This is a genomic window from Rhodococcus phenolicus (assembly GCF_001646785.1).
In the GTDB taxonomy this organism is placed as follows: domain Bacteria; phylum Actinomycetota; class Actinomycetes; order Mycobacteriales; family Mycobacteriaceae; genus Rhodococcus; species Rhodococcus phenolicus.
This window is the reverse complement of record NZ_LRRH01000193.1, coordinates 1-10,752: the sequence shown is the minus strand read 5'-3', so window position 1 is coordinate 10,752 and position 10,752 is coordinate 1. Positions and strand designations below refer to the sequence as shown.

The 10,752-nt window shown below is 65.8% G+C and carries 12 protein-coding genes; 11 read left to right on the top strand and 1 reads right to left on the bottom strand.

Annotated elements, in window-relative coordinates:
- From A8G15_RS28820 to A8G15_RS28775, 10 genes are all read left to right on the top strand, one after another.
- On the top strand, positions 1–436 hold a 436-nt coding region (locus A8G15_RS28820), incomplete at its 5' end, for a Cg1360 family ATP-synthase-associated protein (RefSeq protein ID WP_245688054.1).
- 260 nt (positions 437–696) lie between these two features.
- Positions 697–1,545 carry a F0F1 ATP synthase subunit A gene (atpB, locus tag A8G15_RS28815; protein ID WP_211270269.1) on the top strand — a complete coding sequence of 283 codons (849 nt, stop codon included), beginning with the start codon at positions 697–699 and terminating at the stop codon, positions 1,543–1,545.
- An 85-nt stretch (positions 1,546–1,630) separates the two neighbouring features.
- Positions 1,631–1,882 carry an ATP synthase F0 subunit C gene (locus tag A8G15_RS28810; RefSeq protein ID WP_068166623.1) on the top strand — a complete coding sequence of 84 codons (252 nt, stop codon included), beginning with the start codon at positions 1,631–1,633 and terminating at the stop codon, positions 1,880–1,882.
- 11 nt (positions 1,883–1,893) lie between these two features.
- The gene (locus A8G15_RS28805; RefSeq protein ID WP_068166621.1) at positions 1,894–2,454 is read left to right on the top strand and encodes a F0F1 ATP synthase subunit B; all 561 of its coding nucleotides are present in this window, start codon (positions 1,894–1,896) and stop codon (positions 2,452–2,454) included.
- Between the two features lie 5 nt (positions 2,455–2,459).
- Positions 2,460–3,296 (top strand): F0F1 ATP synthase subunit delta, encoded by an 837-nt coding sequence (locus tag A8G15_RS28800; RefSeq protein WP_068166628.1) that lies wholly within the window; start codon positions 2,460–2,462, stop codon positions 3,294–3,296.
- 60 nt (positions 3,297–3,356) lie between these two features.
- Positions 3,357–5,000: a F0F1 ATP synthase subunit alpha gene (gene atpA / locus A8G15_RS28795; RefSeq protein WP_068166619.1), complete on the top strand. Its 1,644-nt coding sequence runs from the start codon at positions 3,357–3,359 to the stop codon at positions 4,998–5,000.
- A gap of 48 nt (positions 5,001–5,048) precedes the next feature.
- Positions 5,049–6,032, top strand: coding sequence for a F0F1 ATP synthase subunit gamma (locus tag A8G15_RS28790; protein ID WP_068166617.1), 984 nt, complete (start codon positions 5,049–5,051; stop codon positions 6,030–6,032).
- 5 nt (positions 6,033–6,037) lie between these two features.
- Positions 6,038–7,489: a F0F1 ATP synthase subunit beta gene (atpD, locus tag A8G15_RS28785; RefSeq protein ID WP_068166616.1), complete on the top strand. Its 1,452-nt coding sequence runs from the start codon at positions 6,038–6,040 to the stop codon at positions 7,487–7,489.
- A 6-nt stretch (positions 7,490–7,495) separates the two neighbouring features.
- Entirely contained in the window at positions 7,496–7,861 is a 366-nt protein-coding gene (locus tag A8G15_RS28780) for a F0F1 ATP synthase subunit epsilon (RefSeq protein ID WP_068166614.1), read from the top strand.
- Between the two features lie 48 nt (positions 7,862–7,909).
- Positions 7,910–8,332: a DUF2550 domain-containing protein gene (locus tag A8G15_RS28775; RefSeq protein ID WP_068166627.1), complete on the top strand. Its 423-nt coding sequence runs from the start codon at positions 7,910–7,912 to the stop codon at positions 8,330–8,332.
- A 54-nt stretch (positions 8,333–8,386) separates the two neighbouring features.
- Here A8G15_RS28775 and A8G15_RS28770 read toward each other — a convergent pair whose 3' ends face one another.
- A complete protein-coding gene (locus tag A8G15_RS28770; protein ID WP_068166613.1) occupies positions 8,387–8,959 on the bottom strand; it encodes a cob(I)yrinic acid a,c-diamide adenosyltransferase in 573 nt (190 codons plus the stop codon).
- A 57-nt stretch (positions 8,960–9,016) separates the two neighbouring features.
- Here A8G15_RS28770 and murA point away from each other — a divergent pair, with 57 nt between their 5' ends.
- A complete protein-coding gene (gene murA / locus A8G15_RS28765) occupies positions 9,017–10,279 on the top strand; it encodes a UDP-N-acetylglucosamine 1-carboxyvinyltransferase (RefSeq protein WP_068166612.1) in 1,263 nt (420 codons plus the stop codon).
- The last annotated feature ends 473 nt before the right edge of the window (positions 10,280–10,752 follow it).

Here is a 10,752-nt window from a genome sequence, read left to right as displayed (position 1 = left end):
CGCCCTGCCCGATCCGTCGGCGCCGATGCGCGCCGCCGTCCGGTACGGCGCGCTGGGGCTGGTCGCCCTGACGGTCGTGTCCGCGGTGGTCTCGGTGCTCGTCGCGGGGATGCCGGGGCTCTGGGGCGCACTGATCGGGGCGGCCGTCGGCGGCGGATTCATCCTGTTCACGGCGCTCGGGGTGTTGCTCACCTCGCGGCTGCCCGCGACGACCGCCGGCGCCGTGCTGCTGGGTACGTGGCTGCTCAAGCTGATCCTGGCGATCGTGGTGATGGCGTTGCTCAAGCCGCTGGATTTCTACAGCAAGGGCGCGCTGGTCCTGACGATCGTGTTCGCGCTGGTGATCGTGCTGGGCGCGGAAACCTACGGGGTGGTCTCGCAGCGGGCGCTGTACGTGGTTCCCGATTCGGACAACGCGGATAACGACAAGCAGTAGTAGTTGGCCTTGTCAATTACCTCTCGCGTCCGCACCCCCCTACGCGTTGTCGTAGATGTATTGATAGGGTAATGCCCAAGAGAGTTGCGATCGGCCGGTGGTCCCGAGGGCACGGCGCGGTTGTATCTTTGCAGGCGGTCGTGTTCAAATGACCGCCGAGTCGACGAGAGTCGCCGACACCGACAGACGCGGGGCCGATCAGATCGCCCACAGCAGCTGGCGAATACGCGAGCCGACCTTGTCGACTTGTTGGATCGTCAATGTCCGATCGAACCGCAGACGGCAATGCCTGCGGCCGACTACGGGAGAGAGCGCTGAGCGTCACCACCTTGGCAGCCGGAGAATTCCACGCGCCGTCACTAGCCGATTTCTTTCCACCAGCAGTTCTTTTCGAGGGCACCCCCTTCGAAATGGACCGGCTGATGCTCATCCGCGTCGTCGTCGCCGTCCTGGTCGCGGCGTTCTTCGCGTTCGCCCTGCGTAGCCCGAAGATCGTTCCGCGCGGCGTGCAGAACGTCGCGGAGATCATGATCGACTTCGTTCGGATCAACATCGCCGAGGACATTCTCGGCAAGGAACAGGGCCGTCGCTTCCTGCCGGTGCTCGTGACGATCTTCTTCCTCGTCGCCGGGCTGAACCTGACCTCGATCATCCCGTTCCTGAACATCTCGTCCAACGCCCGCATCGGCATGCCGATCGTGCTGGCTGCTCTCGCCTACGTGGTCTTCAACTACGTCGGCATCAAGAAGTACGGCTTCTTCCGCTACGTCAAGAGCAGCATCGTCATCCCGAACCTGCCGCCGGCGCTCCACCTGCTCGTGATCCCGATCGAGTTCGTGTCGACGTTCATCCTGCGGCCGTTCACGCTCACGATCCGTCTCATGGCCAACATGCTCGCCGGCCACATCATGTTGGTGCTGTTCTTCAGTGCCACCCAGTTCTTCTTCTTCTCGTCCGAGGGCGCGATGAAGCTCTTCGGTATCGGCTCGCTGATCGGTGGCGTCGCCTTCACCTTCTTCGAACTGCTGGTGATCGTGCTGCAGGCGTACATCTTCGCGCTGCTGACCGCGGTCTACATCGACCTCGCGCTGCACGCCGAAGAGCACTGACCGAACTGCACCACCACACAACATCACAGACTGACTCGGTTGCCGATCCCCGGGGCCGAGCCACTAGAAAGGGAATGGAACACCAATGAGCGTTGCGCTTCAGGCAGTCGAGATCCTCGCGCAGGAAGAGACCACCTTCAAGGGTCTCGGTGCCGTCGGCTACGGCCTCGCCGCCATCGGCCCGGGCGTCGGCATCGGCATCGTCGTCGGTAAGGCGATCGAGGGCATGGCTCGCCAGCCCGAGATGGCCGGACAGCTGCGCACCACCATGTTCCTCGGTATCGCGTTCACCGAGGCCCTCGCGCTGATCGGCATCGTTGCCGGCTTCATCTTCTGATCGTCGCGAACATGGCTGACAGCATCCTGTTGCTCGCGGAGGAAGCGGAGACCCACAATCCGCTCCTGCCCGCGACATATGACATCGTTTGGTCGCTCGTCGCCCTGATCATCGTCGGTCTCGTCTTCTGGAAGTACGTGCTTCCGCTGTTCCAGAAGGTCCTCGACGAGCGTTCGGAGCAGATCGAAGGCGGCATCAAGAAGGCGGAAGAGGCACAGGCGGAAGCCGCTGCCGCGCTCGAGCAGTACCGCGCGCAGCTCGCCGAGGCCCGCACCGAAGCGGCGCAGATCCGCGAAGAGGCCCGCACCCAGGGTCAGCAGATCATCGCCGACATGAAGGCACAGGCCCAGGAGGAGAGCGACCGCATCGTCGCTGCCGGTCACTCCCAGCTGCAGGCCCAGCGCCAGCAGATCGTGACCGAGCTCCGTGGCGATCTCGGCCGCACCGCCGTCGACCTGTCCGAGAAGATCATCGGTGAGGCACTCTCCGATGACGTCAAGCGTGCCGGTTCCATCGACCGCTTCCTCAGCGAGCTCGAATCCCTCAGCGCTGACTCTGCATCCGGAAAGTGAGCACCATGTACGCAGCAAGCCGTGAGGCACTCGCTCATACGCGATCCGCGCTGCAGGACGCCTTGGCGTCGAGCACCGCATCCGCTGGTGCGGGTGCCGCGACTGCCGCTGCGGCACAGGCCGGCTCCGAACTGTTCTCGGTGGTCGAGGTGCTCGACGGCCAGCGCACCCTCCGCGGTGCGCTGGCGGACGCCTCGACCCCGGCGGCAGCTCGCCAGGCGCTGGCCGAGCAGGTCTTCGGGGGCAAGGTTTCGGCCGAGGCCCTGGCGACCGTCAAGGCCGCGGTGGGCCAGGACTGGTCGGCGCAGTCCGACCTGACCAACTCGCTCGTTCAGCTCGGCCGCGAGGCTCTGCTGAAGGCTGCGGAGGACCAGAACCAGCTGGACACGGTCGAGGACGAGCTGTTCCGGCTCGGTCGCATCGTCGCCGGCAACGGAGAACTCGAGCAGGCCCTGTCCGATCGCAGCACCGCGGTGCAGGCCAAGCGCGAGCTCCTCTCGCGCCTGCTGTACGGCAAGTGCACCGCGATCACCGAGGCCCTGGCCGTGCAGGCCGTCGGTCGCCTGAAGAAGGCTCCGGCCGACACGCTCGACGAACTGTCGGCTCTCGCTGCCACGCAGCGGGAGCGTGCCGTCGCCTATGTGCGCAGCGCCGCTGCCCTCAGCGAGGTTCAGGCCGAACGCCTCAGCGCGATCCTGACCCGCACCTACGGGAAGCCTGTGACGGTCCACGTCGAGGTCGACCCCGAGCTCCTCAGTGGATTGGTCGTCCGGGTGGGCGACGAGATCATCGACGGCACCGCAGCGGGACGACTCGCGGCAGTGCGGAAGAACCTCACGTAGTCCACTACCGAACACACACCCAGATCTTTTCGAAGACCAGATACCGAGAGCAGGAAGAACATGGCGGAGCTGACGATCTCCTCCGACGAGATCCGTAGCGCGATTGACAATTACACCGCGAGCTACTCCCCGGAGGCCTCCCGCGAGGAGGTCGGCGTGGTCGTCGACACCAGTGACGGCATCGCGCACATCAGCGGTCTGCCGTCGGCGATGGCCAACGAGCTGCTGGAGTTCCCCGGTGGCGTACTGGGCGTGGCCCTGAACCTCGAGGCCACCGAGATCGGCGCCGTCGTCCTCGGCGACTTCCAGGACATCGCAGAGGGCCAGGAAGTCAAGCGGACCGGCGACGTTCTGTCGGTGCCGGTCGGCGACGGCTACCTCGGCCGCGTCGTGAACCCGCTGGGCCAGCCGATCGACGGCCTCGGCGAGATCGAGTCCACCGAGAACCGCGCCCTCGAGCTGCAGGCCGCGACCGTGCTGGAGCGCCAGCCGGTCGAGGAGCCGCTGCAGACCGGCATCAAGGCCATCGACGCGATGACCCCGATCGGTCGCGGTCAGCGCCAGCTCGTCATCGGCGACCGCAAGACCGGCAAGACCGCGGTCTGCATCGACGCGATCCTCAACCAGAAGGCCAACTGGGCGACCGGTGACCCGAAGCAGCAGGTCCGCTGCATCTACGTCGCGATCGGCCAGAAGGGTTCCACCATCGCGGGCGTCAAGCAGGCCCTCGAGGAGAACGGCGCGATGGAGTACACCACCATCGTCGCGGCTCCGGCCTCCGACTCCGCCGGCTTCAAGTGGCTCGCCCCCTACACCGGTTCGGCCATCGGCCAGCACTGGATGTACCAGGGCAAGCACGTCCTGATCGTGTTCGACGACCTGACCAAGCAGGCCGAGGCGTACCGCGCCATCTCGCTGCTGCTGCGTCGTCCGCCGGGACGTGAGGCATACCCCGGCGACGTGTTCTACCTGCACTCCCGCCTGCTGGAGCGCTCCGCCAAGCTGTCCGACGAGCTCGGCGGCGGTTCGCTGACCGCGCTGCCGATCATCGAGACGAAGGCCAACGACGTGTCGGCCTACATCCCGACGAACGTCATCTCGATCACCGACGGCCAGGTCTTCCTCGAGTCCGACCTGTTCAACAAGGGTGTGCGCCCGGCCATCAACGTCGGTATCTCGGTTTCCCGAGTCGGTGGCGCCGCGCAGACCAAGGGCATGAAGAAGGTCTCCGGCTCGCTGCGTCTGGAGCTCGCACAGTTCCGTGAGCTCGAAGGCTTCGCCGCGTTCGCGTCGGACCTCGACGCCGCGTCGAAGGCCCAGCTCGAGCGCGGCCAGCGTCTGGTCGAGCTGCTCAAGCAGGACCAGTACTCGCCGATCGCCGTCGAGGACCAGATCGTCTCGATCTACCTCGCCGGTGAGGGTGTCTTCGACTCCGTTCCCGTCGAGGACGTCCGCCGGTTCGAGACCGAGCTGCTCGAGGACCTGCACCGCAGCGCCGCCGGCGTCTACGAGCAGATCTCCGGCGGCAAGGCGCTGACCGACGAGTCGATCGACGCTCTGACCGCCGCGACCGCGAAGTTCAAGGAAGGCTTCATCGCCTCCGACGGCAGCCGCGTGGTCAACGAGGCCGAGGCGGCCCCGCTGGGCGCCGACGAGGTCGAGCAGGAGCAGGTCTCCGTCAAGCGCACCACCGTTCGTAAGTGAGCGTGGAGACCATGACCCAGCGTCCAGTGAAGGGAGTGTGATCGACAAATGGCGAACTTGCGTGAGCTGCGCTCGCGGATCAAGTCGGTCAACTCGACCAAGAAGATCACCAAGGCGCAGGAATTGATCGCGACGTCGCGGATCACCAAGGCCCAGGCTCGGGTTGCCGCGTCGAAGCCGTACTCCGAGGAGATCACCAAGGTCCTCTCGGAGCTGGCGAGCGCCTCGGCGTCGTTGGATCACCCCCTGCTCAACGAGCGTGAGACCCCCAAGCGTGCCGCAGTGCTGGTCGTGACCAGCGACCGTGGTATGTGCGGTGGCTACAACTCCAACGTCCTCAAGGAAGCCGAGGAGCTGCGTCAGCTGCTCGTCAGCGAGGGCAAGGAGCCGGTGCTGTACGTGCTCGGCGGCAAGGGCCTGGCCTACTACACCTTCCGTGAGCGCCCGGTCGCAGGTGCGTGGACCGGCTTCTCGCAGGCACCGCGGTACGCGGACGCCGCGAAGGCCAGCCGCCACTTGGTGGAGCTGTTCATGGCCGGGTCCGGATCCGAGGTTCCCGCGCCGAACGGTGAGGGCACCATCGAGGGCGTCGACGAGCTGCACATCGTCTACACGCGTTTCGTGTCGATGCTGACGCAGACCCCCGAGGTCCGCCGCATGGCGCCGCTCGAGGTGAACATCACCGAGGACGAGATCGACCTCGGCGAGGACATGCTCTCCGACGGGCACCGCGCGTCGGGCAGCGACGGCCCGCGTGCCGGCTACAACTTCGAGCCGGAGGCCGGGACGCTGCTCTCGGCACTGCTGCCGAAGTACATCAGCACGCGCATCTTCGCGTCGCTGCTGGATGCCGCCGCCTCCGAGTCGGCTGCTCGCCGTACCGCCATGAAGGCCGCGACGGACAACGCCACGGAACTGGTGAACAACCTCAGCCGTCAGGCGAACCAGGCCCGCCAGGCCCAGATCACCCAGGAAATCAGCGAGATCGTCGGCGGTGCCGGTGCGCTCGCCTCGAGTGCAGGAAGTGACTGAAGCACATGACCGCAGCAGTAACAACTAACAACGGGGCGGGTGCGGCCTCGGCCTCGGCCGGTCGCGTCGTGCGCGTCATCGGCGCCGTCGTCGACGTCGAGTTCCCGCGGGGCGCCGTGCCCGAGCTGTTCAACGCCCTCAACGCAGAGGTCACTCTGCCGTCGGTGGCGAAGACCCTGACCCTCGAGGTCGCGCAGCACCTGGGTGACAACCTGGTCCGCACGATTTCGATGCAGCCGACCGACGGCCTGGTGCGCGGCGCCTCCGTCGTCGACACCGGTCGCCCGATCTCCGTTCCCGTCGGCGACGTCGTCAAGGGCCACGTCTTCAACGCCCTCGGTGACTGCCTCGACGCGCCGGGCACCGGCCGTGACGGCGAGCAGTGGGGCATCCACCGCAAGCCCCCGGCCTTCGACCAGCTCGAGGGCAAGACCGAGATCCTCGAGACCGGCATCAAGGTCATCGACCTGCTGACCCCGTACGTCAAGGGCGGCAAGATCGGTCTGTTCGGTGGTGCCGGTGTCGGCAAGACCGTTCTGATCCAGGAGATGATCACCCGTATCGCGCGTGAGTTCTCCGGCACGTCGGTGTTCGCCGGCGTCGGCGAGCGCACCCGTGAGGGCACCGACCTCCACCTCGAGATGGAAGAGATGGGCGTCCTCCAGGACACCGCCCTCGTCTTCGGCCAGATGGACGAGCCGCCGGGAACGCGTATGCGCGTCGCCCTGTCCGCGCTGACCATGGCGGAGTACTTCCGCGATGTCCAGGGCCAGGACGTGCTGCTGTTCATCGACAACATCTTCCGGTTCACCCAGGCCGGTTCCGAGGTTTCGACCCTTCTCGGTCGTATGCCTTCGGCCGTGGGTTACCAGCCGACGCTGGCCGACGAGATGGGTGAGCTGCAGGAGCGCATCACCTCGACCCGTGGTCGTTCGATCACCTCGCTGCAGGCGATCTACGTCCCCGCCGACGACTACACCGACCCGGCGCCGGCCACGACCTTCGCGCACCTCGATGCGACCACCGAGCTCTCGCGTCCGATTTCGCAGATGGGTATCTACCCCGCTGTGGACCCGCTGACGTCGACCTCGCGCATCCTGGAGCCCGGCATCGTCGGTGCCGAGCACTTCCGCGTCGCCAACGAGGTCAAGCGGATCCTGCAGAAGTACAAGGAACTGCAGGACATCATCGCCATCCTCGGTATGGACGAGCTCTCCGAAGAGGACAAGGTCCTCGTCGGCCGCGCCCGTCGCCTGCAGAAGTTCCTCGGCCAGAACTTCATCGTCGCCGAGAAGTTCACCGGTGAGCCCGGTTCGGTCGTGCCGCTGCGCGACACCATCGAGGCGTTCGACCGCGTCTGCAAGGGCGAGTTCGATCACCTTCCGGAGCAGGCCTTCAACAGCTGCGGTGGACTCGACGACGTCGAGGCCGCAGCCAAGAAGATCGCCGGAAAGTAGTCCGCCATGGCTGAAATGACCGTGGACATCGTTGCCGTCGAGCAGCGTGTGTGGTCGGGTTCGGCGAAGCTGGTCTCCGCACAGACCACCGAGGGTGAGATCGGCGTCATGCCCGGTCACGAGCCGGTTCTCGGCCAGCTCGTCGAGGGCGGTGTCGTGTCCGTCACGACCGTCGACGGGGAGCGCATCGTCGCGGCCGTGCACGGCGGCTTCCTCTCGGTGACCGCGACGACGGTGACCGTGCTCGCCGAAGGTGCGGATCTCGTGCAGGACATCGACGTCGACGCCGCGAAGGCTGTCCTGGCCGAGAGCCGGGACGAAGCGGAGATCGCAGTGGCCAAGGGCCGTCTGCGGGCCGTCGAGCGGGCCTGATCGAAGTTACGAGAAGCCGCGACGGAGCCACGAGCAGTGACAGTTGGAATGATCGTTCTCGTCATTCTTGTCGTGCTGCTCGCCGGCGCCGTCGCGGCTTTTCTGTACCGTCTCCGTAATCTGCGCGGCGGTGGTACCGCCGCGATCCTCCGGGTTCTGCCCAACGCCGCGGGCATCGGCTGGCGGCACGGCATCATCCGGTACGGCGAGAACAATCTCGTTTTCTACAAGCTCTCCAGTCTCCGTCTCGGGCCGGATTCCCGGATCACCCGTCGAGGCGTCGAGGTGCGCGAACGGCGCAAGCCGGAGGGCAACGAGTACGACATCATGACCGAGGACATCGTGATCCTCGAGCTGGCCGACGGCGAGGACGTCTTCGAGGTCGCCTTCGACAGTGGTGCGCTCACGGCGTTCCTGTCCTGGGTCGAGTCCCGGCCGTCCGATCGGTCGCAGCGCCGCCGCCCGAACTGATCCTCTCGTGCGCGGTTTCGGTGGCCCCTGCCACCGAAACCGCGCACGACCTGCTCAGGCGCCTGCGCCCGGCTTCCACAGGACGTCTCCGTCCGGGTTCGCGAGCCTGCCGAGAATGAACAGCAGGTCCGACAGCCGATTCAGGTACTTCGCCGGCAGCACGTTCGTGTCGTCCGGATGAGCGTCGACCGCGGCCCACGCTGAGCGTTCCGCTCTCCGCGCCACCGTTCGAGCCGTGTGCAGCAGCGCGGCCAGGGGAGTGCCGCCCGGAAGAATGAACGAGTTCAGCGGCTCGAGTTCCTCGTTGAACTCGTCGCACCAGCCCTCCAGGCGATCGATGTACGCCTGGGTGATCCGCAGCGGCGGATACTTCGGGTTCTCCACGACCGGAGTCGACAGATCCGCGCCGGCGTCGAACAGATCGTTCTGGATCTGCCGAAGAACGGGTACGAAGCGTTCCGGCGCATTTCCGAGGGCGAGCGCGACCCCGAGTGCGGCGTTCGTTTCGTCGCAGTCCGCGTACGCGCTCAGTCGCGGGTCGTTCTTCGATACCCGCGAAAAGTCGCTCAGTCCGGTCGTTCCGTCGTCGCCCGTGCGGGTGTAGATCCTGGTGAGGTGGACAGCCATGGCCGTCACGGTACCGGCTCGGGTGTGATCGCGGAGTCCTCGTTACGCTGTGGCGTTGTGAGTGAACGCTTTCTCGTCACCGGTGGTAACCGGCTCGTGGGTGAGGTCGTCGTCGGTGGTGCAAAGAACAGTGTTCTGAAGCTGATGGCCGCGACGTTGCTCGCCGAAGGCACCAGTGTCATCACCAATTGCCCCGACATCCTCGACGTCCCCCTGATGGCGGATGTTCTCCGCGGTCTCGGCTGCGACGTCGAACTCGAGGGAGACGTAGTTCGCATCACGACGCCCGCGCAGCCGCACCACCACGCCGATTTCGCTGCGGTTCGTCAGTTCCGTGCATCGGTGTGTGTTCTCGGGCCGCTCGTCGCACGATGCCGGCGTGCCGTCGTCGCGTTGCCGGGCGGGGACGCGATCGGTTCGCGCCCGCTGGACATGCACCAGGCCGGCCTGCGGCTTCTGGGTGCGCACAGCACGATCGAGCACGGCTGCGTGGTCGCCGAGGCCGAAGACCTGCACGGGGCCACCATTCGCCTGGCGTTCCCGTCCGTCGGCGCCACCGAGAACATCCTGATGGCGGCGGTTCTCGCCAAAGGGGAGACGACCATCGACAACGCGGCCCGGGAGCCCGAGATCGTCGATCTGTGCAACATGCTGGTGCAGATGGGCGCACGGATCAGCGGAGCCGGCTCGACGACGCTGCGCATCACCGGTGTCCCCGCGCTCGTGCCCGCCACGCACCGTTGCATCGGCGACCGCATCGTCGCAGCGACATGGGGAATCGCCGCTGCCATGACCCGGGGTGACGTCCGGGTTCGTGGCATCAACCCCAAGCATCTCGCCCTCGTGCTCGACAAGTTGCGGGCGGCCGGCGCAGAAGTCACCCCGGAGGTCGACGGCTTCCGGGTGGTTCAGAAGGACAGGCCGCGGGCGGTCAACTTCGCGACCCTGCCCTATCCCGGATTTCCCACCGACATGCAGCCCATGGCGATCGGGCTGGCCGCGGTCGCCGACGGCACGTCGATGATCACCGAGAACGTGTTCGAAGCACGCTTCCGGTTCGTCGAAGAGATGATCCGGCTCGGCGCCGATGCGCGAACCGACGGTCACCACGCGGTGGTGCGGGGAGTGGAGGAACTGTCGAGCGCACCCGTGTGGTCGAACGACATCCGGGCCGGGGCCGGCCTCGTCCTCGCCGGTCTGTGTGCGGACGGGGTGACCGAGGTGCACGACGTCTACCACATCGATCGCGGCTACCCGAGATTCGTCGAGATCATCAAGGAGCTCGGCGGGGACATCGAACGAGTCGCCGCCGACGCCTGAGAATGTGCTGCGGGTCACCGGGAAGGGGCCGCCCAGAGGGGCGTCCGACGACCACGTCCGACCAGGCGAAATTCGCTACCGGAACCCGTGTGACCAGGCGATTTGGAAATCGAATTCATCCTCGCGTAACTTATTCCAGGTCAGAGCGACACGGACACCGACCCGGACCTCAGGGACTGGGAAACGAGGTTGGACGAAGGCGCCTGAATGATTTCCCCGGACACAAACCTTCTGGTAAGGTTGGTGTCCGCGCCGGAAGCCGACTGGCTGGCCGGAGACGAACAAGTAGCCCCTGAACGAACGAATCACGATTCGTGAGCGATGGTGTGTGCGTGTTCTTTGAGAACTCAACAGTGTGCCGATGAATGTCAGTGCCAAAATTATTTTTGGTGCGACCACCCCACATTTTATGGGTGGTTGTCTGCTGGTCATCACATTCTTCCGTCTGTGATAGATCAGTGTTTTGCTAGTTT

What these genes read in the sequence shown, in the direction of transcription:
- atpB (WP_211270269.1), top strand. Translation starts at nt 697, where the DNA reads ATGTCCGATCGAACCGCAGACGGCAATGCCTGCGGCCGACTACGGGAG.
- A8G15_RS28810 (WP_068166623.1), top strand. Translation starts at nt 1,631, where the DNA reads ATGAGCGTTGCGCTTCAGGCAGTCGAGATCCTCGCGCAGGAAGAGACC.
- A8G15_RS28805 (WP_068166621.1), top strand. Translation starts at nt 1,894, where the DNA reads ATGGCTGACAGCATCCTGTTGCTCGCGGAGGAAGCGGAGACCCACAAT.
- A8G15_RS28800 (WP_068166628.1), top strand. Translation starts at nt 2,460, where the DNA reads ATGTACGCAGCAAGCCGTGAGGCACTCGCTCATACGCGATCCGCGCTG.
- atpA (WP_068166619.1), top strand. Translation starts at nt 3,357, where the DNA reads ATGGCGGAGCTGACGATCTCCTCCGACGAGATCCGTAGCGCGATTGAC.
- A8G15_RS28790 (WP_068166617.1), top strand. Translation starts at nt 5,049, where the DNA reads ATGGCGAACTTGCGTGAGCTGCGCTCGCGGATCAAGTCGGTCAACTCG.
- atpD (WP_068166616.1), top strand. Translation starts at nt 6,038, where the DNA reads ATGACCGCAGCAGTAACAACTAACAACGGGGCGGGTGCGGCCTCGGCC.
- A8G15_RS28780 (WP_068166614.1), top strand. Translation starts at nt 7,496, where the DNA reads ATGGCTGAAATGACCGTGGACATCGTTGCCGTCGAGCAGCGTGTGTGG.
- A8G15_RS28775 (WP_068166627.1), top strand. Translation starts at nt 7,910, where the DNA reads ATGATCGTTCTCGTCATTCTTGTCGTGCTGCTCGCCGGCGCCGTCGCG.
- A8G15_RS28770 (WP_068166613.1), bottom strand. Translation starts at nt 8,959, where the DNA reads ATGGCTGTCCACCTCACCAGGATCTACACCCGCACGGGCGACGACGGA.